At 70.8% G+C, this 21469-nt stretch carries 24 protein-coding genes; 7 read left to right on the top strand and 17 right to left on the bottom strand.

Annotated elements, in window-relative coordinates; translation table 11 throughout:
* The 6 genes from JWQ05_RS05780 to JWQ05_RS05755 form a co-directional block, all read right to left on the bottom strand.
* A partial coding sequence (locus JWQ05_RS05780; RefSeq protein WP_299655887.1) for an aldo/keto reductase occupies positions 1-1061 on the bottom strand: 1061 nt, incomplete at its 3' end.
* Positions 1062-1109: 48 nt separating this feature from the next.
* The gene (gene larB / locus JWQ05_RS05775) at positions 1110-1811 is read right to left on the bottom strand and encodes a nickel pincer cofactor biosynthesis protein LarB (protein WP_299655884.1); all 702 of its coding nucleotides are present in this window, start codon (positions 1809-1811) and stop codon (positions 1110-1112) included.
* Positions 1808-2620 carry an adenine nucleotide alpha hydrolase gene (locus tag JWQ05_RS05770; RefSeq protein ID WP_299655889.1) on the bottom strand — a complete coding sequence of 271 codons (813 nt, stop codon included), beginning with the start codon at positions 2618-2620 and terminating at the stop codon, positions 1808-1810. Before JWQ05_RS05770 ends, larB begins: the two co-directional genes overlap by 4 nt.
* 8 nt (positions 2621-2628) lie before the next feature.
* Positions 2629-3894, bottom strand: a complete 1266-nt coding sequence (locus JWQ05_RS05765) for a LarC family nickel insertion protein (RefSeq protein WP_299655881.1) — start codon at positions 3892-3894, stop codon at positions 2629-2631.
* Positions 3895-4006: 112 nt separating this feature from the next.
* Entirely contained in the window at positions 4007-4465 is a 459-nt protein-coding gene (locus JWQ05_RS05760; protein ID WP_299655878.1) for a response regulator, read from the bottom strand.
* Positions 4465-5571 carry an HWE histidine kinase domain-containing protein gene (locus JWQ05_RS05755; protein WP_299655875.1) on the bottom strand — a complete coding sequence of 369 codons (1107 nt, stop codon included), beginning with the start codon at positions 5569-5571 and terminating at the stop codon, positions 4465-4467. The genes JWQ05_RS05760 and JWQ05_RS05755 overlap by 1 nt, the downstream gene beginning before the upstream one ends.
* A 319-nt stretch (positions 5572-5890) precedes the next feature.
* On the opposite strand from JWQ05_RS05755, the gene JWQ05_RS05750 reads away from it, so the two are divergent.
* Positions 5891-6088 (top strand): hypothetical protein, encoded by a 198-nt coding sequence (locus tag JWQ05_RS05750; protein ID WP_299655873.1) that lies wholly within the window; start codon positions 5891-5893, stop codon positions 6086-6088.
* A gap of 57 nt (positions 6089-6145) precedes the next feature.
* On the opposite strand, the gene JWQ05_RS05745 is transcribed toward JWQ05_RS05750, so the two are convergent.
* Together JWQ05_RS05745 and JWQ05_RS05740 are read right to left on the bottom strand one after the other, a co-directional pair.
* Positions 6146-6931: a Crp/Fnr family transcriptional regulator gene (locus JWQ05_RS05745; protein ID WP_299655870.1), complete on the bottom strand. Its 786-nt coding sequence runs from the start codon at positions 6929-6931 to the stop codon at positions 6146-6148.
* Position 6932: 1 nt separating this feature from the next.
* Positions 6933-7298, bottom strand: coding sequence for a hypothetical protein (locus JWQ05_RS05740; RefSeq protein WP_299655867.1), 366 nt, complete (start codon positions 7296-7298; stop codon positions 6933-6935).
* A 273-nt stretch (positions 7299-7571) separates the two neighbouring features.
* Here JWQ05_RS05740 and JWQ05_RS05735 point away from each other — a divergent pair, with 273 nt between their 5' ends.
* From JWQ05_RS05735 to JWQ05_RS05725, 3 genes are all read left to right on the top strand, one after another.
* On the top strand, positions 7572-8285 hold the full coding sequence (locus tag JWQ05_RS05735; protein WP_299655864.1) for a Crp/Fnr family transcriptional regulator: 714 nt from the start codon (positions 7572-7574) through the stop codon (positions 8283-8285).
* A 2-nt stretch (positions 8286-8287) separates the two neighbouring features.
* Positions 8288-8575, top strand: coding sequence for a hypothetical protein (locus JWQ05_RS05730; protein WP_299655861.1), 288 nt, complete (start codon positions 8288-8290; stop codon positions 8573-8575).
* 73 nt (positions 8576-8648) lie between these two features.
* Entirely contained in the window at positions 8649-9191 is a 543-nt protein-coding gene (locus tag JWQ05_RS05725; protein WP_299655858.1) for a hypothetical protein, read from the top strand.
* 45 nt (positions 9192-9236) lie between these two features.
* Here the strand turns inward: JWQ05_RS05725 and JWQ05_RS05720 are convergent, their stop codons facing one another.
* The 4 genes from JWQ05_RS05720 to JWQ05_RS05705 all read right to left on the bottom strand — a co-directional run bounded on the left by JWQ05_RS05720 (position 9237) and on the right by JWQ05_RS05705 (position 15323).
* A complete protein-coding gene (locus JWQ05_RS05720; protein ID WP_299655855.1) occupies positions 9237-12692 on the bottom strand; it encodes an SbcC/MukB-like Walker B domain-containing protein in 3456 nt (1151 codons plus the stop codon).
* Positions 12693-12788: 96 nt separating this feature from the next.
* Positions 12789-13424, bottom strand: coding sequence for a DUF4194 domain-containing protein (locus JWQ05_RS05715; RefSeq protein ID WP_299655853.1), 636 nt, complete (start codon positions 13422-13424; stop codon positions 12789-12791).
* Between the two features lie 85 nt (positions 13425-13509).
* Positions 13510-13779, bottom strand: coding sequence for a hypothetical protein (locus JWQ05_RS05710; RefSeq protein WP_299655850.1), 270 nt, complete (start codon positions 13777-13779; stop codon positions 13510-13512).
* A 155-nt stretch (positions 13780-13934) separates the two neighbouring features.
* Positions 13935-15323 (bottom strand): Wadjet anti-phage system protein JetA family protein, encoded by a 1389-nt coding sequence (locus JWQ05_RS05705; protein ID WP_299655847.1) that lies wholly within the window; start codon positions 15321-15323, stop codon positions 13935-13937.
* 150 nt (positions 15324-15473) lie between these two features.
* On the opposite strand from JWQ05_RS05705, the gene JWQ05_RS05700 reads away from it, so the two are divergent.
* Together JWQ05_RS05700 and JWQ05_RS05695 are read left to right on the top strand one after the other, a co-directional pair.
* On the top strand, positions 15474-16112 hold the full coding sequence (locus JWQ05_RS05700; RefSeq protein WP_299655844.1) for a PRC-barrel domain-containing protein: 639 nt from the start codon (positions 15474-15476) through the stop codon (positions 16110-16112).
* 33 nt (positions 16113-16145) lie between these two features.
* Positions 16146-16397 (top strand): hypothetical protein, encoded by a 252-nt coding sequence (locus JWQ05_RS05695; RefSeq protein WP_299655841.1) that lies wholly within the window; start codon positions 16146-16148, stop codon positions 16395-16397.
* Between the two features lie 48 nt (positions 16398-16445).
* On the opposite strand, the gene JWQ05_RS05690 is transcribed toward JWQ05_RS05695, so the two are convergent.
* Genes JWQ05_RS05690 through JWQ05_RS05680 form a run of 3 tightly spaced genes read right to left on the bottom strand, consistent with a single transcriptional unit; the run spans position 16446 to position 18678 of the window.
* Entirely contained in the window at positions 16446-17288 is an 843-nt protein-coding gene (locus JWQ05_RS05690; RefSeq protein WP_299655838.1) for an extracellular solute-binding protein, read from the bottom strand.
* On the bottom strand, positions 17261-17986 hold the full coding sequence (locus JWQ05_RS05685; protein WP_299655836.1) for an ATP-binding cassette domain-containing protein: 726 nt from the start codon (positions 17984-17986) through the stop codon (positions 17261-17263). The genes JWQ05_RS05690 and JWQ05_RS05685 overlap by 28 nt, the downstream gene beginning before the upstream one ends.
* The gene (locus tag JWQ05_RS05680; protein WP_299655834.1) at positions 17983-18678 is read right to left on the bottom strand and encodes an ABC transporter permease; all 696 of its coding nucleotides are present in this window, start codon (positions 18676-18678) and stop codon (positions 17983-17985) included. Before JWQ05_RS05680 ends, JWQ05_RS05685 begins: the two co-directional genes overlap by 4 nt.
* A gap of 73 nt (positions 18679-18751) precedes the next feature.
* Between JWQ05_RS05680 and JWQ05_RS05675 the strand changes: the two genes are divergently transcribed.
* A complete protein-coding gene (locus JWQ05_RS05675) occupies positions 18752-19804 on the top strand; it encodes a substrate-binding domain-containing protein (RefSeq protein ID WP_299655832.1) in 1053 nt (350 codons plus the stop codon).
* On the opposite strand, the gene glp is transcribed toward JWQ05_RS05675, so the two are convergent.
* On the bottom strand, positions 19780-21033 hold the full coding sequence (gene glp / locus JWQ05_RS05670) for a gephyrin-like molybdotransferase Glp (protein ID WP_299655830.1): 1254 nt from the start codon (positions 21031-21033) through the stop codon (positions 19780-19782). The genes JWQ05_RS05675 and glp overlap by 25 nt on opposite strands.
* Positions 21021-21469 (bottom strand): molybdopterin-guanine dinucleotide biosynthesis protein B (mobB, locus tag JWQ05_RS05665; protein WP_299655827.1); only part of this gene is annotated, 449 nt, incomplete at its 5' end. The genes mobB and glp, both read right to left, overlap by 13 nt.

The following is a 21469-nucleotide window of genomic DNA, read 5'->3' as shown; positions in this document are numbered from 1 at the left end:
AGCCAGGCCGCGTTCTTGGCCGTGCCGTCGAAGGTCGCGCTGGTCTTGAACAGCTCGTACTTGCCCTGCAGCGCGTAGGGCTTGCTGCGCTCCAACAGCTCGGCGACCGTGGCCTTGTCCATCGGCCGATACGTCTTCACCGCCTCGAGGGCTTGGTCGAGGTCGCGCTGGCTCTCGATGCCGGTGATCACCACGGTGGTCGGCAGGTTGAGCGAGAAGTGCAGGTATTCGAGCGGCTTGATCGGCGCGTCGCTCTTCAGGATGACGCCGTCGCCGAAGGTCTTCATGCCGAGCGCCGCGATGCCGTGCTGCACGAGGTAGGGCAGCACGAGGTGGCCGAACGAGCGGAAATGCGCGTCCATGACGTTCAATGGCATCTGCACGGAATCGAAGTGGAAGCCGCGCTCGGCGGCGACTTCGAGCATCTGCAGGTGGATGCGCGGGTCCTTGTGGCCGGTAAAGCCGATGTAGCGCAGCTTGCCGGCAGCCCGGGCCTCCACGAAGGCTTCCATGGCGCCGCCCTCGGCGAAGACCCGGTCCGGATCGTCGTAGCGCAGGATCTCGTGGTGCTGCACGAGGTCGATGCGGTCGGTGCGCAGGCGCTTCAAGGATTCGTCGATCTGGCGGGTCGCCTCCTCCTTGGTGCGCCCATCCATCTTGGACATCAGGAAGACCTTGTCGCGGTAGCCGCCCTGCGCGAGGGCTGCACCCATGCGCAGCTCCGAGCGGCCACCGTTGTAGTCCCAGCAATTGTCCATGAAGGTGATGCCGCGATCGACGCCGGCATGGATCAGGCGCGTCGCCTCGTCGTCCGAGAGCGCCTTCTTGCCGAGATGAAACCCGCCCATTCCGATCGCCGAGATCTTCTCGGCGTGCCGGCCGAAGGGCCGATAGAGCATCTCGCCCCGGCGCTCGCCGGGATCGGTGAGCAAGGGCAGGTCGGCCGGGTCCGTCGGCCGGGTGTTCGGCAGTCCGGGGGCGGTCACGGCCGCACCCGCGCCGCTGGTGGCGGCGAGGCCGGCGCCGAGGGCGGCACCCTGTAGGAAGCTGCGGCGTTCCATGGTCGGTCTCCGTGCGGATGGCGGTCGGTTCGGGGAGGGGCACGCATCTCAGGCTTGCTCCGTCGCGGGGTGGTCCAGGGAATCCAACGCGCGCGCGGCGTGGAGCCAGCGCATCGCCGCGCAGGCGGCGCCGTAACCGTTGTCGATGTTGACGACGGTGATGCCGGGCGCGCAACTCGCCAGGATGGCGTCGAGCGCCGTGCGGCCCCCCTCGGCGACGCCGTAGCCCACGGAGGTCGGCACCGCGATCAGGGCGCTGGCCACGAGGCCGCCGACGACGCTGGGCAGGGCGGCGTCCATGCCCGCCGCCACGATGAGGATCGGGTGGGCGCGGATTTCCTCCAGGCGGCGGGTCAGGCGCCACAACCCGGCCACGCCGACATCCGCGAACAGCGTCGCGGCATGGCCCTGGTAGGCGAGCGTGCGCTCGGCCTCCCGCGCCACCGGCACGTCCGAGGTGCCCGCCGCCACGATGCCGATCCGGGCCGGGCCGTGCATGGGCCGGCGCGGCCCGAAGATCGCCGTGCGCGAGACCGCGCAATAATCGGTCTCCGCCTGGTGGCGCCGGGCCAGCGCCGCGTGCTTGTCCGCATCGAGGCGCGTCAGCAGCAGAGAGGCGCCCCGCGTGGCCGCGGCATCCAGGATCGCGTCGATCTGCACAGGCGATTTGCCGGCCGCGTAGATCGCCTCCTCCAGGCCGATCCGCTCGGGCCGGGCGAAATCGAGGACGAACTCGTCGCTCGCGCTCATGCGGACACCCCCGTCAGGAACGCGCTGCCGGTGCGATAGGCGGTAAACCGCACGGCCGCCTCTGGCAGTCCCGTGGGCGCCCCGGCCAGGATTCGCGCGGCGAGATCGTCCCGACACAGGCCATCGAGGGCCGCGAGGCTTTCGGGATCGAGCTCCACCACGATGCCGGCGGCACGCACGCGGCAGCGCACCGCGCGCTTGCGTCCTTCCGAGGCGCCGAGAACCGTCGCCACCATTCCCTCGACCGTGTGGATGAAGGCCAGCGTCTCGGGCTCGATGCGGATGCCCGTCTCGACCCGGCTCGACAGGCAAGGCGCCGCCGGCAGGTCCGCCACCGGACCCAGGCCGAGGTCGCGGGCGAGCGCCCGCACGGCGGTCTTGTCGAGGCCCGCCTCGATGTAGGGGTGACGAACCCCGTGCTCGCGGGCGGCGTCGAGGCCGGGGCGATATTCGCCGAGGTCGTCGAGGTTGGCGCCCGAGACCATGGGCCGGTCGGTGACGCGCCGGATCGTGCCGTAGAGGTTGGTCTTGCAGAAGAAGCAGCGGTTGACCGGATTGGACCGGTAGTTCGGATCGGCGAATTCGCCCGCCTCGACTACGCGCAGCGACCACCCTGCGCGGGCCGCTTCGGCCCGCACGCGCAGCGTCGCTTCCGCCGGGACGGCGGGCGAGACCGCGTGGACCATCAGGGCGTTCTCGCCCAGCACCCGGCGCGCCAGGGCCGCGAGCGTCAGGCTGTCGACGCCCCCGCTCACCGCGACCGCCAGCGGGCCGATCCCGGCGAGGACCCCGGCCAGTGCGTCCTGCATCGTTGCGCTCACGCGTCCGCTCTCCGGCCCGTGTGATCCGACAAGGCGAGCGCCTCCGCCGTCCGGCGAAGGGCCGCGCGTTCGGCGTGGCTCTCCGTCGTCAAGGCGTCGTCGGCCTCCGCCTTGGCCGTGGCGCCGCCCGGGCGGGCCACGACCTTGACCCGGACCTCCCGGCCCGCGACCGTGACGGTGCGGGCGGTGCGCGGCAGGGCCGCGCCGGACACGATCCGGTGCCGCAGGCCGATCGTGGTGGTCTCGGTGAAGCAGGCCGCAATCGCGCCGTCGATGGCGCTGGCCCCCGCCAGGGCCCGGACATGGGTCATCATTCGGCCCTTCTTGCCGAAGACCGGCATCTGCACGACGTCGAAGATGTCGGGATGCGCGCGCAGGCGGTCGAGGCCCATCGCCAGTTCCTCGGCGGATTGATCGTCCACCTCGAACTCGATCACGCCGAGTTCGCGGTGCTCTGCGGATTTCGGCACGGTCGCGCCCTCCTCCGAATAGACGAGCACGCGCAGGCAATTGCTTATCCCGGGCAGCACCTTCGTGCCGAAACCGATTCCGGAGGCGCGCAGGATGCGGAGTGACGCCGCGCCCGGAGGCGCGACCTCGCGCAGGTGACGAAGGATGGCGGCGCCCGTCGGCGTCACGCGCTCGCCCGGGATGCCGTCGTCCAGGGTGGCGAAGCCTTCGAGGAGCAGGCTGGTGGCGGGTGCCGGCACGGGCAATGGGCCGTGCTGCGTCCGCACCCGGCCCGACCCGAGCGGCAGGGCCGAGACGCTCCAGGCCGAGGCGTCGAGGGCCGCGATGAGGTGGGCGGCCGCCACGATGTCGGCGATCGAGTCCCAGGCGCCGACCTCGTGGAAGGCCACGGCCTCCACATCGATGCCATGAACGCGGGCCTCGGCCCGCGCCAGTTGCGTGAAGATGCCGATGGCATGTCCCCGCACCGCATCCGCGAGGGCGGCGCGCTCGAGATCCGCGCGGATTCCGGACCAGTGCCGATGCGCGTGCGTGTTCGTTGCGTGGTGGGAATGACCGTCAGCGTGATGGTGGTCGTGCCCGCCAGAATCCGCCGGCCGATCCTGGCCGACGACGAAGCGGCGCCCGGTCAGGATGCCGTCGTTGTGTCGGATGCACTCGCAGGCCACCTCGGGCAGGGCCGCGCGGATGCTGGCGAGCACGCCCGCTTCGTGTTCGGGGAAGGCGTCGAGGAGGGCTGCGGCGAACATGTCGCCGGCGACCCCTCCGAGGGCGTCGAGATGAATCTGCATGCGCTCTGGCGTTCGAAGAACCCGTCACCGTGACAGGCGAACGCAACATCGGCCGGAAAGGTCCGGCGGCAAGCGCGGCCGGTGCCGGACCGAAGGCCGCAGAGCGGGCTGGTCAGTCGGCGCGGAACGGCATCGGCTCGATCTTGCCCCGGCCGACGGCGCAGGTGCAGGCAACCGGCTTGCCCCCGTCGTCCGACCCGCGCGTCAGGGTCTCGCAGGTGAGGAGGTGGCGCAGCATCGTGGCCATCTGGCCGATCTGATAGGGCTTCTGCATCACCGGGACGGCGCTGTACGCAGGCTCGATCCCGGCGGTGCCGTAGCCGGTGGCGAAGATGAAGGGGATGCAGCGCTCGAACAGCAGGTCGGCGATGGGATAGCTGCAGGTCTCCCCGAGATTCACGTCGAGGATCGCCAGATCGATGTCGATGGTGCGCGACAGCGCCAGGGCCTTGTCGAGGCGCATGGCGACCTCGACCTCGCAGCCGAGTTCGAGGAGCATGTCCTCGCCCAGCATGGCGACAAGGCTCTCGTCCTCCACCAGGAGGACGCGGCGTCCCTCGAGATCCACCATCAGGTGCCCCAGCCCTGGACGACGGCCTGGCCGTGCCAGCCCAGCGTCGTCAGCGGGATTTCGAGGCGGCAGACGACGCCGCTCGGCGGGAAGGTGAGTACGGCCGACCCATCGAACTCCATCGGCAATTGCCGCTCGATCAGCCGCGATCCGAAGCCCCTCCGGCTCGGCTCTTCGACGGCCGGACCGCCGCTTTCGGTCCAGGTCAGGTCGAGACGCTCGCCCTCCTCGATTCGGATCAGGAACCAATGCACGCTGACGCGTCCGTCGGGGACCGAGAGCGCGCCGTACTTCGCGGCGTTCGTCATGAGTTCGTGCAGGGCCATGGCGAGCGTCACCGCCACCTTGGGGTGCAGGCGGGTGTCGGGGCCGACGAGGTCGAAGCGGGCGGTGTCGACCTCCGCCAGGGCGTGCGGCGCCAGGGCGCCCTCGACGACGCTGCGCAGGCTGGCGCTCTCCCAGTTCTGGGAGGTGAGCACGTTGTGGGTGTTGGACAGGGCGACCATGCGGGCGTCGAACATCTGGCGTGCGGCCTGGTCGGACTTGCCCCGGAAGGTCTGGGCGGCGATCGACTGCACGGTCGCCAGGGTGTTCTTCACCCGGTGATTCAACTCGTTGGTGAGGAGGCGCTGGCGCTCGGCCGCGGCCTTCTCCTCCGTGATGTCCCGGACCTCGATGATGGTGCCGATGATCTTGGCCGCGTCGTCCCGGATCGGGCTCGCGGTGAACCCGACCGGATAGAAGTGCCCGTCCTTGTGGACGAAGACCTCTTCGCCCCGCTCCTGGTTGTTCTCGGGGAAGGCCCGGTCGATGGCACATTCGGCCAGGGGGAAGGGTCGGCCGTCCGGATAGGTGTGATGGACGATGTCGTGCAGCGGGCAATCGCGTTCGAGCACTTCCGACAGGCTGAAGCCCGTGAGCAGTTCCGCGGACCGGTTCATGTAAACGCAATGCTGGCGGTCATCCATCAGGAAGATCGCCACCGAGGCGTTGTTGAGGACGGCATTCAGGCGCCGCTCGGTCTCATGAAGCTGAGACCCGCGACGCAGCGTCGGAAGGGTCGTGGTGGAGGTATCGAAGGCCTGACTTGATCCACGGCTCGGCACGCGACGTCGGCTCCCCAGGCCGCCGGCGGGGTGGCCGGCACAATGATCTCATCCACGCCGCTGCACACCTCGTGCCGGCACCTCACCTAGAGCCGCCCGCATGCACAGGGCGACCCGGCCGTCCTAGCGCAATCCACGGTCACCCGTTTGGTTCCGGCGCAAGACGCGGGCTTGTGCCGCGCGCGTCGCGCTGAACCGGGCGGCCCAGACCGATGTTTGCCAGGGTGACGACCGGTTCGCGGATGACCATCCGCTTAAGCCCGCCGGCATCTTGAAAAAATTCGTCACAGCAAAAAACCGGCATGACAGGGAGATCGACATGAGCGAAGGCGCCACGGCGAGCGACAGCCCCTTCATCAAGGGCCGCAACGCACGGCTCTACGGCAAGCAGCGCGAAAGCTGCCCCTATGCCGAGGGCTCACCGGACCACGCGGCCTGGATCGAAGCCTATGACGAGGCCGGGGACGATCGGATGGAGACCGGCACCGTCGACCCGCAAGCCGGCCCGAAGACCTGACGGCGACGGGCGAGGGCTTGCTGCGACGCGGGCGGTGGGACCGCCCCGATCTCCACCCTATCTCTCGCCGGCACGTCCGAGGCGCAGGTAGCCCGGATTGAACTCGGCGAGGTTCGACAGGCCTGCCCAGTCCAAAATCGTCAGCCGCCGTCCCCTGAGATCGATGAACCGGTCGCGCCGCAGGGCCTGCAGCGATCGGTTCACGTGCACGTTCGACAGGCCCACCGTCACGGCGAGGTCGCCCTGGGTCAGCGGCAGGTCAAAGCCGAGGCCGGAGGCGAGGCCGACGGCGTCCAGCCGGACGTGGAGTTCGCAAAACAGGTGTGCGATCCGCTCCAGGGCGGTGCGGCAGCCGACATTCACCACCCATTCGCGCAAAGTCGCCTCGTACACGAGGCTGCTCATGCGCAGGGCCTTCGCCAATCCGGTCTGCGCCCCGTACGAATTGCGCAGCGCCTCCCGCGAAATCCGCGCGATACGGCACGGGGAGATCGTGCTGACGGCGTGGTCCGTCCGGCCGATCAGGGCGGTGTCCCATTCGCAGAGGTCGCCGGGCACGAGATAGGCCGTGATCTGGCGGGCCCCGGTCTGCCGGTACTGGTGCCAGCAGGCAAATCCTTCGAGCACCACGAGGATGCCGTCCGGCTCTTCGCGGTCCCGCGCGAGATCGGTCTGGGCGGGGTAGCTCCGGGCGTTGGCGCAATGGCTCAGGAGCAGGGTCCGGTCGGCCTGCGACAGGGGGGCGAATCCTTCGAGCCGCCGGACCAGTGGGTTGTCGTCGCCTCCGGGCGTCGGCGCGAGGTCCCAGGGCGCGGCGAAGGCCGTGTTGAGGTGGCGCGGCATCTCACAGGGTCTCCATCGCCATCCCGTCGAGGGCGATCACCACGTCCCAGGGCGTGGCGGGCTTGGAGAGCCAGGGCACGTTTGCGAAGTTCCGCCCGATCGGCTCGTCCGGCGTGGAGACCGAGTGGACCACGAAGGGCACGCCGCGCTGGCGCAATCGCTCCATCGTCCCGGCGCAGCTGCCGTCCTTCAGCCAGGGCTCGATCACCGCGAAATCCGGCTGCTCGCGCTCCAGGTACGCTTCGACGTCCGCCACGGTCGCCACCGGTCCGACCACGCGGTAGCCGGCTTCCCGAAGCGCCTCGCAGAGGTCGATGCCCACGATCGCGTTGACCTCGGTGACGAGGACCAGAGGAAATTCTTCCATGGACATCGCGGCGGCCTCCTTAACGCATGTTTCTCGTAAGAAAATGTGATGGATCGACACACCCTATCGACAGCAAAAATACGGTCCTGTGAAGTCTTTCCGTTTTCTTTGTGTGATTCCGAGCATTTATATTATGTGTGGTACCCGACATTATCTTAGGTTAACTGGATAACGATCCTTTCATCGCTTAGTGTGAATGATCGTCTGCTTGGCCGGCAGCGTGACACCGACCGGGCGAACACGTTCGGTCCTGCCATCGAACGGAGCCATAACGTGTCGAAGCCACAGCAGTCGTCCCTGCGCAGCCGATTGCTCAAGGCGCTTCCCGCCGAGGATTTCGACGCGCTCGCGCCTCACCTTCAAAGGATCGAGCTCGAACCGAAATGCGTCCTGATCGCGCCGCGGACACCGATCACCGACCTGTACTTTCCGGAAGCGGGCTTCGCCTCCATCGTTGCCGAGAACGGGACGAGCCGGGTCGAGGTCGGCATCGTCGGCCGCGAGGGGCTCGTCGGCGCCTCCGCCATCCTGCTGGGCCTCGACGAGAGCCCGCACGAGCACTTCGTGCAGATGCCTGGGGCGGCCTATCGCATCTCCACGGAGGCGCTGCGGGCGGCGGTCGCCGAGCGCCCGGCCCTGCGCCGCCTCCTGCTGCGGTCGGTGCACGTCGAGCTGGTGCAGGTCCGCCAGACGGCCTACGTCAACGCCACCTTCATCACCGAGGTGCGCCTCGCGCGCTGGCTCCTGATGTGCCACGACCGGGGCGAGGGCGACGACCTCGCCCTGACGCATGAATTCCTGTCGATCATGCTCGGCGTGCAGCGGGGCGGGGTCACCCTCGCGCTCCAGAGCCTGGAGGGGGCCGGACGCATCCGGGCCCGGCGCGGCCGCGTCACCATCCTCCGGCGCGACCAGCTCGAAGCGCTCGCCGACGGCGCCTACGGGATGCCGGAGGCCGAGTACGTCCGCCTCGTCGAGGGCGGCTGACCATGCCGCGCTACTACTTCAACGTTCGCTTCGGCCCCCACCCGAAGCAACTCGCCATCGATCCGGAGGGGGACGAGCTGCCCGACCTCGCCGCCGCGCGGGACCACGCGCTCGTCGTGGCGCGGGACCTGATCGCCCGGACCCAGCTCAGCACCATCCGCGACTGGTTCGTCTGCAGCTTCGAGATCGAGGACGTCGAGGCCCGCTCGCTCCTGACGGTGCCGTTTTCCGACACCGTGCCCGACCGGGACGGGCTCGATGGGGACGAGCAGGACTCGGGCGCGATGTGACCGGCGACGGCCCTCGGGCCGGACGACGAGCGCGGGTCGAGAACCCGCCTGCGCCGTCTGCATCGCCCCCACATTGGCCGGCGCCCAGACCGGGCCCTGCACGGACGACATCGCCAAGCTCCGGCGCGATCTCGCCGGACAGGCAGGCCTCGGGGCGCCGATCTCCGAGCCGGATTACGGCCAGCGGCGCGGCCCCAACGACGCCGCCCAGACCGGAAGCACGGCGGGCGGCCCCGCCAACGCCAAGCCGGTCGGCACGCCGGAGACCGACCGCGCCCAGAAGGGCGGCGCGGACCGCGATTCCGGCGGAACACCCGGCACCGTCGGCGGCGTTTCAGGCCCCGTCGGCGCGGCGACGGGCACGAATCAGGCGGACTCGGTGGCCAGCGGACGCATCGCCACCTCGCCGGAGGATGTGCGGCGGCAGTCGGAGAACCGCCCGACCGCAGCGGCGGCGGCCGCCAAGGGCGAGACCGGCTCGGACCATACCTCCGAGGACAAGGTCTCGCGGGCCAAGATGGCGCTGCAGCGGGCGATCGACCTGAACGCCAAGGGCGACCAGGGCCGCACCAACGCGGTCAACGACACACGCAAACTGATTCCGCACGCCCACTGACGTTCGCGTCGCCCACGGCGTTGCGCCGCGGTGCGCGGCGGCCGGTCAGGCCGCCGCGTCGGGCCGGCGAAAGCCCTCGATGCCCTGGCGTTCCGGGTTGATCGCCGCCAGGGCCCGCTTGGCGGCCTCCAGCGGATGCTCCGCCTCGATGCGCACGGAGGCGAGATCGGGGTTCTTGTAGACGGTGACGATGGTGTCCATCACCTCCGTCAGGGTCGTGCGTTTGTCTTCCGGCGCCGCGATGAGGAGCTGCAGCCCCCAGGCCTGATAGAGATCGACCAGTGCCTGGCTGTTGCGCACGTCGAGCTTGGAAAACGCTTCGTCGAGGAGGCAGAGGCCGAGGCCCGGGTTCTCGTCGCCGGGCCGGTCGCCGGGATAATAGGCCGAGGCCAGCGAGGCCGCGATGGCCACGTAGAACGGCGCCTGCGCCTCGCCGCCGGACCCGCGCAGCGCCCGGTTCGACATGGTGGTGCGGTTGCCCGCCCGGTCGCGCATCCCGATCTCGTAGACGAAGTAGTTGCGGTAATCGGCGAGGCGCGCGGCGCTCTCGTCTCCGCCGATCAGCGCCGTGATCTCCGCGATGGCGTCGGCCAGTGGCCCCTCCAACGGTGCCCCCTCGCCCGGAAGGATCGCCTGGGCCGCATCAGGAGACCGGGCGACCTCGGTGGCCAGCGCATGGACGGCGGCGTAGCGCCGGTCCACCTCGGCCTCGAAGGCATAGGTCTGTCCCGTGAAGGTCTGGCTCGACAGGCGCTCGTTGAGGGCGTCGAGGCGGGCGCGCACCCGCTCGAACTTGTCGGCGAGGCGCGTGAGCAGATCCTCGATCATCAGGCGGCGCATCTCGCCTTCCGCCCGCAGGGCCTGGTCGCGGTAGCGCCGCAGCTCGTGGCCCGCGACCTCGTCGTGGGCACGCTTTGCCCAGGCGTAGCCGAAGGAGGCCGGCGCCTCGCCGGTGCCCAGCGGGTTCTCGATGCGCCACTGCACGCAGTACTCGGCGAGGTCGCGCTCGGCCGCGCGCCCCTGCGTGCGGGCGGTCTCGGCCGCCTCCCGCGCGGTGGCCCGGGCGGTCTGGGCGAGGTTCGCCAGCCCCTTGGCCTCGAGCTCGGCGCGCTTGGCCCGGAGGCCAGAGACGACGCGGGGGTCGAAGCCCTCCGGCTGGACGAGCCGGATGCGCACCGTGTCGCCCCCGGTCCAGCGGGCATGGGCGCTGCGCCGGGCCTGAAGGGCGGCGCGGACGGCTTCCCGGGTGGAGGCGACCCTGGCCTTCAGTCCCGCCTCCTCGCCCAGCAGCATGTCGCGCTTGGGCTCCAGCACCTGCACGAGTTCGGTGAGGTAGGCCGAGCGCTCCTTGGCGAGTTCCTTGAGTTCGGTTTCGAGGACGCCGGTATCGGCCTTCTCGACGCTCTCGCGCTCGGTGGCGAGGCTGCGGCGGCGCCCCTCCAGGGCGTCGGCCTCCGCCCGAAGCTCGGCCAGATCGAGGCTGGTGGCCTCCAGGCGCCGCTTGACGTTCGCGGCGATGCGGGCGCCCTCGCGCAGCACGTCGGCCTCGGCGCGCAGGCGACGCGCCTCGGCGACCGTCTGCTCCCAATCCTGGCGGCTCTCGGCGGTGGGGCCGCGATGGCCGCGCGTCATCATGAGCTGCACCGGCCGGACCACCGAGTACGCCATGCCGGAGGTCGAGCGTCCGCTCGGCGCCACGGCCCGGCTCATATGGGCGAGCGCGGCATCGTTCGGAGCGAGATCGAAGCCGCCGAGGCGCGCGGCCAGGAAGGCCTGGGCGTGCGGGTCGCGCGTCTCGATCAGGCCCAAGGGGCCGTCGTCGTCGCGTCCGCCCCGGCGGCGGGCGGTGTCGGTGGTCTTCACCAGGATGCAGCGGTAGAACTGGCTCTTACGGGCCTCCAGATGCGCGAAGGCGGCATTCAGGCGGTCGGGCTCGACCACGAGGGCTTCGCGGGCGGCGCCGAGCAGGCCTTCGAGCGCCGGGCCCCAGGTCGGATCCACGATCTCGGCGAGTTCGCAGACCGGCGTCGCGTCGATGCCGAGGCGGGCCAGCTCATCGCGGAAGGCGACGACATCCGAGGACAGGCGCGGCGCGCTCGGACCCCGCCCCGCGCTCGGGGCAGGTGCGCGGGACTGCGCCTCGTTCTCCTGGGCGCGAGCGCGCAGGGCGGCGTCCTCCGCCGCGCGCTCCAGGGGCGTCGCGATGTCGGGCGCGGCCGCGAGGCCGGCGAGGAGCCCGGCGAGGGGGCCGTCGGAGCGCAGCGTCTCCTCCGGGTTGGCCTCGCGGCGCAGGCCTGAACGGGCGCAGGCCTCGACCAGCCGGGCCGCCTCCGGTGCGATCCGCCGGATCTCGCCCGTGACCACCGCGAGCTTGCCGGCATCGAGCACGATCCCGACGAGGTCGGCGACGCGGGCGGCGAGATCGCGCCGGTCGCGGGCCAGCATGGTCAGGCCCGCATTGGACGCCGCCAGGCGCCCCTCGGCCGCCGAGCCCGCCACGAGCGCCTTCTTCCCCGCGATCTCGCCGTCGATCTCGCGCACGAAGCCCTGGCTGGTGGCGACGCTCTCGCGGGCGATGCGCAGGCGCTCGGCGACCTCCGTCAGGGCGTGGCGCGCGCCGACATGGTCGAGGATGCGCCGGCGCAGGTCCGCGTCGGCGGCACGCAATTCGTCGAGCACCGCCGACAGGCTGGCCTGGGCCCAGGTCTCGTAGCGCCCGAGGATGCGGGCGAGATGGGAAAGCCGCCGCTCCAGTTCCTCGATGGTCTCGCGCAGGCGACGCCAGTTCTCCACCGACTGTCGGATGCGGGCTACATCCAGCGGCTCCGGTTCGAGCACGAAGGACCGCACGAAGGCGGAGGAATCGAAGATCGGCTTGAAGGCCACCGCGTTCGAGAAGGTGCGCAGGAAATGGCGCGGTTCGGGCACCGCCGCGCCCTCGCGCATCAGGCCGAGGAGTTCGGCGGTGAAGCGCTCGCCCGATGCCTTGAACTCGTCGAAGGTGGTGCCTCGGCTGCGCAGGTCCTTTGCGATCTCGGCCCAGGGCGCCACGAAGCTTCCACCCGGCGCCTCGCGCACGTAATCCGCGATCTCGAAGCGATGGCCGACATGGACGAAGCGCGAGAGCGTGGTCTCGCGGCTCTCCTCGGCGCGGGCCGCGAGGGCGAGCCCCGCCGAGACCACCCGGCCGGTGGCCTCGTTCTCGAACACCAGCACGATCAGGCTCTCGCAGGCCTCCCGGGTGGGGCGTCCGCCCTCGGCGGGGTCGCTGATCCAGCCGAGGCAGTAATCGCGCACCGTGCGGGCGCTGCGCCCCGAGGCGGAGGCGTTCAGCGCGAGGCGGCTGGCGTTGTTGCCGGCCAGGACCGTGCCGACCGCGTCGAAGATCGTCGACTTGCCGGCCCCCGTCGGTCCGACCAGGGCAGCCGCACCCCGGATCCGGATCTGCTCGCGGCGGATCAGGTACCAGTTGGACAGCACGATGTCGGTGAGGCGGTACACGGCGTCTCTGGTCTGGTCCCGGGTCGGCGCTGACGGTCCCACCGCATGGACGCCGCAGGCGGCGGATGCAAGGCAGCGGCTATCGTCAGTTGGGGATCAGACCTCCTCCTCGGCGCGCGCGGAGCCCCAGGCACGCACCTGATCCATCCAGGTGTCCGGGGAGAGCACGGCGATGCCGGGCAGGACCATCAGGGGCGTGATCTTCTCGACCTTGTCGCGTTCACCGAGGCGCAGGGCGCCCTTTCGCGCAAACAGGCGCAGGATCTCGATGAGACGCGCTTCTTCCGGCGGATCGCTGCGGGTGGCGGTGCGGATCGATTCGGCGAGATCGTCGGTGGTGCATTCCACGACACCCTCCGTCGTCACCTGATGCGCGCGCAGGCCCTCCTCGTAGGCGAGCCGCAGCGCCAGCAGCACGAGGGTCTCGTCCTTGCGCAGGCGCTCGCCCTGGGCGTCGTGCCGGACCCCGTCCGCCGGCACCCGCAGGCAGACCATCTGGTCGCGGTGCGCCACCTCGAAGCGGTATCCGAGGCAGCCGAAATAGGCCTGGAAGAACGGCGCGTAGTGCCGGGCAAGCTCGTAGGAGCGGCCGATGCCGGGCGTGCCCGCATAGATGCACTGGCTCTTCAGGAGCACCTGCAGGGCCCGGGTCAGCTCCTCCTCGGACGGCGCGCGGGCGCCGGGCGGCGGCAAGTCCTCGCCGTCCACGATGGCGCGAAAGGGTTCGAGCATGGCGGGTCCCGCTGGGCCGGGGTCGTGAGCCCCCCGTGAGCCGGTGCTCTCTACCCGGCGGACCCGGCCCGCGCCAGATCGGCGCTCAGGCCGCTTCGGCGGGCTTGGCCCGGAACAGCGACAGGCAGGCGGTGTCGCGATGCATGCTGAGGATCGAGGCCCGGTCGAGGGACGGGTTGGCGGCCAGAACCCGTTGGACTTCCGCGACGATCGCCTCGTAGCGGACCGGATCGTAGTTCGGCTCCAGCGGGCTCACGGCGATGTAGGTCTCGACCACGAGGACGCGCTCGGAGCGCTCCCGTCCGACTTCCGCGGCGATCCAGGCGGACTTGATCAGGCACTTGCCGGCATTCATGGGCGTACGCTCCCGCGTTCTTCCCGCATCTGCGTGCGTGACGAAGCCGGAGGATGTGCCCAATTCAGACCTTTGCCAAGCACCTCGTCTTCGGCATCACCGGGAAGACTTCGAAGCCCGGTACCGGTTGAAATAGAAACGCTCGCGAGCCTGGATCAGCGTGGTCCGCCGGGCGCCCGCTCCACCAGAAAATCCGGACAGTCGAGCCAGCCATTGGCGACACGACCCTCGACGCGCGAAAGCCGGTAGCGAGCCGCAAGGGTGCCGTCGAACAGCACGTCGATCTCGCGCAGGCGCTGGAAGACCACGAAGTCGTCCACATCCAGAATCGGGATCTGCGAGCCCCGGATCGCGCGCCCGCGCCCGAGCCGGGCCTCGATGAAATCCACCATCCGTTCCGGCGTCACCGCCACGCGCAGGCGAAAGGCGTCCTTGGCGGCGATGAAGGCTTCGACGGCCGGGTCGAGTTCGAATTCCGGAAGCGGATCGGACTCGATGGGCGGGCGGCGCAGGCGCGGCGCGTAGCAATGCGGCTCACCGATGGGTGGGCGCAGCAGCGAGATCTCGGCGTCGGGCATGCCCGTCAGGTCGTCGTCGGCCAGGGCGACCGCGCGCAGGGCGGCGGCGGTGCGTTCGATCCGGTCCGAATCGCGATGGTCGAGGGTGCGCAACGCCGCCGCGATCCGGCGCTCCAGGCGGGCGACGATGTCGGCGACCGCGTCGAGATGCCGGTCCAGCCCCTCGAAGATCGACAGGATCTCGGCCAGATCGACCCGGACCGCGCGCTCGGCCGCCTCGAGCGTCGGGGCCCGGCCCTCGCGCAGGCCCGCCTCGGCCAGCGCCCGCAGGGTCAGCGAATCGCGTAACGCGCGGCCCGCCTCCCGCACGATGCCCGAGCGGAAGCGGAACGGATTGAGCCGCGTGTGCAGGGTCCGGTAGTCGCTCACGAGGTGGCGCGCCACGAACTCCTCGAAATAGAGCCGGAAGGCCGCGCCGTGATCGGCCTCGCGCAGGATGCGCTCCTCGCTCTTGCGCATGGAGCCAGCGAGGCTGCGCAGGTGGCTCAGGAAAGCGCGGGCCGATTTCGCGGCATTGACCAGGGCCTCGGAGCGCTCGGCCGGGCTGGCGATGGCGCTCTCCAGGCTCCCCAGCACGTCGAGGACGGCGCCGCCATAGGAGCGGGTCTCGCCCCGGCTCAGGCGCGCCAGTTCCTCCACGAGGATGCGCGCCTCGGGGTCGAACTCCACCACCGGCACGTAGCGCTCGCGCCGCTCGACCAGCCAGCCGGCATCGAGCAGGCGCCGATAGACGACCGAGCGACGCTCGGCCGGATCGGCCGGGGACGTGTCGTCGTCCGCGATCGCGCTGCCGACGTGATCGGCCGCGAAATCGCCGATGGCCGCCAGGACGTCGCTCTTGCGCAGGGGCTCGGCGGTGTCGCCGAAGATCCGGGCATGGAGATGCAGCAGCAGGGCCGCGTTGAAGGCCCGGCTCGGCGAGGCCAGCGGCTTGAACAGGTCGTCGGAAAGGCACGTGAACAGCATGGCGGTCGCGCCGAGATCAGCCTCGCCGGGGGCAAAGAGTCAAATCCGGGCTTGGACCGGCGTCGATCTGCGCTGAACTCTGCTCGGCCCCCGGGCGTTGTTCATCGGTCCTTCGCGCCATGCGACGCGGCCCGTTGCGTGGAGTTCTCGATGCCCAGCCGCCTGCCGAAAGCCGCCCTTTTCTCGCTCGCCCTCCTGGGGATGCCGACGCTCGGCGGCGCGCTCGCGCAACAGGCCTCCGAGGCGCCCACCCAGGCCCTGGCGAGCCCGGCACCGGGCTCCCTGCGAGGCTCGAAGGTGATCGGCCTGCCGGTGATCGGGATGGACCACGTCCGGGTGGGTTCGATCGAGGACCTGCTGATCGGCGCCGACGGGCGCATCGAGGCCGTGGTGATCGGCGTCGGTGGCTTCCTCGGCCTCGGCGAGAAGCTGGTGGCGGTGTCCTACGACCAGATCGCATGGAACCTGAAGGACGTCTCGCTCACCTCCGGTCCGACCTCCGTGACCACGCCGGAGACGGCGCCGAGCGTGGAAGCCGCGTCGAAGGTCGGGCCCGAGACCATGCCCGGCGCCAACACCAACCGCGACGTGCTCGGCGGGGTCGAGGGCAAGCATCCGGGCCGGGTGACCGAGGAGACCGGCTCGGCGCAGGCCGACAAGCCGAATCCCGAGCGCGCCACGGTGCTGGCCGGAAACGATCCGCTCCATGCGGAGATCCGGATGACCAAGGCGCAGCTCAACGCCGCCCCGGCGTTCCGCTACGAGGCCAAGCGCCAGGCCGAGAAATAATTCCACGCTCCGTGGATCGAGGAAAGCGCCGCGATGGCCCGAATTCAGATGCTGACGACCACCGCCCTGGTCTGGGCGAGCACCTTCTCCGACGCGCTGGCTCAGCAGACGAGTCCGGCTCCGCCGATCAAGGAGACGGGCCCGGCGGGAGTGAACTCCACCGCCTCGAACGTGGCGGCGACGGACTTCAACTGGGTCTGGCTCAGCCTCGTGATCGCCGTGGTGGCGCTGGCTCTCTACTCCATGGCTCGGCGGCGGCAATCGGGTAACCCGCCGCGCCGGTGAGCACTTTGCAGAGTCGCCCCGGCACGAGATTGCGGGGCGACGAGCCGGTCAGTGCGCGGCGCTCGGGAAAAACAGTTGCTCCCCGCCGATTCTGTATCCGGCGATCGCCCCCTGTCCTTCGGGCGAGACCAGCCAATCGATGAAGGCCTGGCCTTCCTTCACCTTCACGCTGGGGTGCTTGGCCGGGTTCACCAGCATCACGCCGTAGGGGTTGAACAGGCGCTTGTCGCCCTCGACCAGGATCGCCAGCTCGCCCCGGTTCTTGAACGCGAGCCAGGTGCCACGATCGGCCAGGATGTAGGCGTTCAGCGCCGAGGCGGCGTTGAGGGCGGGTCCCATGCCCTGGCCGACGTCGCGGTACCAGTCGCCCCTGACCGCGGCGAGGTCGATCCCGGCGTCCTTCCAGGTCCGCAACTCGGCGCTGTGCGTGCCGGAGCGGTCGCCCCGCGAGACGAACGGCGCCTTGGCGCCAGCGAGCTCGGTGAAGGCCGCGACGACGTCGCTGCCCTTCACGCCGGCCGGGTCGGCTTTCGGGCCGACGAGGACGAAGTCGTTGTACATCACGTCCCGGCGCTGGGTGGCGAAGCCCTCGGCCAGGAACTTGTCCTCCGCCGGGCGGTCGTGGACCAGAACGACGTCGGCATCCCCGCGTCGGGCCGCGTCGAGGGCCTGTCCGGTGCCGAGGGCCACCACCTTCACGGCGATCCCGGATTTGGCCTCGAAGGCCGGCAGCAGGTGCTTGAACAGGCCGGATTGCTCCGTGGACGTGGTGGAGGCCACCACGATGGAGGCCGGTTCCGCCCGGAGGCTCGGCGCGGAGCCGAGCGCGCCGACGAGGCCGAGGGTGGCGGCGAAGCCGCGGGCTAGGAGGCGGCGGCGAAGGAGGTCCAAGGCAATTCTCCGGAGAGATAGGCCCGGGTCTCGGGCCGCTGGGGGGATGTCAGGATGGCGCGGGCTGGGCCGTGCTCGACGGCCTTGCCGCGCGCGAGCACGAGCACGTCGGCGGCCAGCCGCATGACCTGCCCGAGGTTGTGCGAGACCAGCACGACCTTGGTGCCGCGCGCAGCCATGTCGGCGATCAGGCCTTCCACCAGTTCGGTGGCCGCCGGATCGAGGTTGGCGGTGGGCTCGTCGGCGAGAAGCAGGTCCGGTTCCACGGCCCAGGCGCGGGCGAGCGCGAGGCGCTGCTGCTCGCCACCGGAAAACCGTGTGGCGGGGTCCCGCGCCCGGTGGGCGAGGCCGACCCGCGCCAGGGCGGCATGAGACCGCGCCTCCCGCTCGGTGCGCGGCAGCTTCAGCGGCACGAGACCCAGCGCCACGTTGGCGAGGGCGCTGGCGCGCACCAGGGCGGGACGCTGGAAGACGAAGGCCCGCCGCACCGGCCCGTCGGCGATGATCCGCATTCGTCCGCTGGTCGGTGGGATCAGCCCGTCGATGACCCGCAGGGTGGCGCTCTTGCCGGCACCATTCGGGCCGATCAGGGCCGTCACCCCTGCGGGCGGGATCACGGCGTCGAGGCCATCCAGGATGGTGGTGCCGTTCAGGCGAAGCCCGAGGTTTTCGCAGTGCAGGCTCGGCATCGCGCTCACCCGTAGGCCCGGGCCGCATGGCCCCGCAGCAGGGCCGCGACGGCGTTGACCGCCACGACGATGCCGATCAGCACGAGCCCGAGCGCGAGGGCGAGGCTGAGATCGCCTTTCTGCGTCTCCAGCGAGATCGCCGTGGTCATGGTCCGGGTGTGCCCGTCGATGTTCCCGCCGACCACCAGCACCGCCCCGATCTCCGAGATCGCGCGGCCAAAGGCGGCGAGCGCGGCGGTGACCAGCGAGAAGCGGGTGTCGTGGATCAGCGCGAGCGCCCGGCGCGGCGCCGAGAGTCCGAGGGAGCGCAGCTGCTCGCCGAGATGCGCCTCGGCATCCGCCACCACCTGCCGCGTCAGGGCGGCGACGAGGGGCGTCGCCAGCACGGCCTGCGCCGCCACCATCGCGATCGGGGTGAAGAGGAGCCCGAGAGAACCGAACGGGCCGGACCGCGAGAGCACGAGGTAGAGCACGAGCCCGACGATGACCGGCGGCAGGCCCATGAAGGCGTTGAGCAGGCCGACGAGCGCCGCTCGGCCCGGAAAGGCCGTCACCGCCAGGATGGCGCCGATCGGAATGCCGAGCACCAGACCGATCGCCACGGCACTGAGGCTGACACGCAGGGACAGCCAGGCGATCGCCACCACGTCCCGGTCGAGCGTGGACAGGCGCATGGCCGTCTCTTGGAGCGTCTGGAGCATCGTCACCGGGCTGCGCTGATGCGCCTTCGATGATACGTCTCCCCGAGCGAGATCAATAGGAAAGGCCTTTCCTATGCGAGTGACGACACGGATCGACGGCGAGGTGGGCGGATTGGCCCTCGGGCCGACCTATGCGGTGCTCGATGCCATCGCGACCGCACCCTCGCTGCTCGCGGCGGCGCGATCGCTCGGGATTTCCTATCGCTCGGCTTGGAGTCGCCTCGCCGCCATCGAGGCTGTGCTCGGGCGTCCCGTGGCGGTGAAGACGAAGGGCCACGGAACCGCGCTGACGCCCTACGGAGCGGCGTTCCACGCGAGCTTGGCGGCGACCTATCGACGGCTCGGCCCGGTGCTCGCCGCCGAGGAAATCCGCCTCGCCGGCGCCCTGCACCGATTGCAGGAGCCGGAAACCGGCCGGCTGAGGCTCGCGGCGAGCCACGACCCGCTCCTCCTCGCGGCTGCGGCCGAGATCCCGGGCGTCGAACTCGCGGTGGCGGGAAGCCTCGACGCCCTGGCGCAGTTGCGAGCCGGGGCGGCCGATGCCGCCGGCTTCCATTACGGCGCCCGTTCCGCGCCGCCGGCCCCCTTCGACGCCCTGGCCAACGACCCTGCTCTTGCCATCCATCCGCTCTTCGACCGCGAGCAGGGCTTCATGCTGCCGCCGGGCAATCCGAAGGGCGTCGGGTCGGTGGGCGACATCGCCCGCCTGCGCCTGCGCTTCGTCAATCGTCAGCGCGGCGCCGGAACGCGGATCTGGTTCGAGCGGCTCTGCGCGGAGGCCGGGATCTCACCCGCGACGATCCTGGGCTCGCGCATGGAAGAGTTCACGCATCAGGCCGTGGCGGCCCTGATCGCCACGGGGGCCGCCGATGTGGGGATGGGTACGCCAGCCGTGGCGGAGCGCTTCGGGCTCGCGTTCCATTCGGTGGGCTGGGAGACCTATTTTCTCGCGGTTCGAACCGAGTTCCTGGCCGTGTCGGACTCCGATGATTCCGGGCGCGCGGAAACGGCTCGACGGGTGCGGGAACCGCTCGCCCTGCTTCTCGCGGCCGTGGCCGATGCGGCCAGGGGCAGTCTCGGCTACGCGTCGCCCTCCGCCGGCTACCAGAGCGCGGCGTGCGGATAGAAGGTCAGGATGTCGCCGGGCGTCACCGTGGTGACGGCGTCCGCCAATTCGACGAGGCCGTCGCTCTCGGTCAGCGAGGAAAGCACGCCGGCGCCATCACGAGGGTATTTCGACGCCTCGAGCACCGCGTCGGGGGCGGACGTGACGCTGACGCGGACGAATTCGCGGCGGCCTGCCTTCTTCCGATAAGCGAACGCGGCCCGCACCGGCAGGCCGATCAGCGGCGGGTCGACCGCCCCGCCAAGACGCGCCAGGAGCGGGCGCACCACGAAGAGCAGGGTGACGTAGACGGCGCCCGGATTGCCCGGCAGGCCCACGAAGGGCGTACCCTGGACGAGGCCCATCGCCACCGGACGCCCAGGCTTGATGGCGAGGCGCCAGAACATCAGCGATCCCGCCGCCTCGACGGCCGCCTTGACGTGGTCTTCCTCCCCGGTGGAGACGCCACCCGAGGTGAGGATAAGGTCGTGGTCCCGGGCCGCCGCCGCCAGCCTCGCCGCCAGCGCCGCCGGCTCGTCGCGCAGGATGCCGAGGTCGCTGACCGCGACGCCGAAGCGCGCGAGGAGTGCTGCCAGCATCACCCGGTTGGAATCGTGGATCGCCCCCGGCGCCAGGGGCCGGCCCGGCTCGGCGAGTTCGTCGCCGGTGGAGAACAGGGCGACGCGCAGACGGGTCCGCACGGCGATCCGGTCGTGGCCGGTGGCGGCGGCCAGCGCGACGTCCTGCGGCCGCAGGCGCCGCCCGGCGGGAATCGCGCAGGCACCGTGCGCGATGTCCTCGCCGGCCGCGCGCGCATTCGAGCCGCGCTTCAGGCCGGCGGGCAGCGTGACCGTGTCGCCGTCCCGCCGCACATCCTCCTGCATGAACACCGTGTCGGCGCCGGCGGGCATCGGGGCGCCCGTGAAGATCCGGATGGCGCCGTCGCGGGCCGCCGCCGTGTCGGGCGAAGCGCCGGCGGCGAGCCGGCCGGCCACCGGTAGGGTCGTCTCCGCATCGGGATTGAGGGCGGCGTGGCGCACCGCGTATCCGTCGACGGCCGAGTTGGCGAAGGGCGGCACGTCGTGAAGCGCCGTCACGGCCTCGGCCGCGATGCGCCCGTCGGCATGGGCCAGGGGCACCCATTCGGTGACCGCCAGGACCGGCAACCGCTCGGCGATGAGCGCGATGGCCTCCTCGATCCGCATCAGCGCGCCGCCGAAGGCGAAGCAATCGTCGGTCAGCTGGGCCATCGCGCCTCCAGGCGCGCCAGCGCCGTCTCCATCGGCTCCGCCAGCGTCAGGACGAGGTCGGCGATGGCCTCGACCGCATCGAGATCGACCACGGGCACGCCCGCCTCCGGGTACGCCCGGTCGCTCGCCACCGCGACGATGTGGGGATCGTCCGGATGCAGCGGTGGCCGGCCATTGGCCGCCCGGTGGACCTCCAGCTTGGCGTGCGCCTCGCGCTTGAAGCCCTCCACTACCACGAGGTCGCAGGGAGACAGGCGGCGCAGGAGGTCGGGCAGGTTCGCCTCGGGCGCATCGCCGATTTCATGGATCTGGACCCAGCGTCGCGCGGAGGAGACGATGACCTCGGACGCGCCCGCCTCGCGGTGCACGTAGGAATCCTTGCCCGGATGATCCACGTCGAAGGCGTGGTGGGCGTGCTTGATCGTGGCGACGCGAC

The sequence above is a fragment of the Methylobacterium sp. genome (assembly GCF_028290105.1).
In the GTDB taxonomy this organism is placed as follows: domain Bacteria; phylum Pseudomonadota; class Alphaproteobacteria; order Rhizobiales; family Beijerinckiaceae; genus Methylobacterium.
The sequence above is the reverse complement of the archived record's forward strand: the minus strand, read 5'-3'. Positions and strand labels throughout refer to the sequence as shown.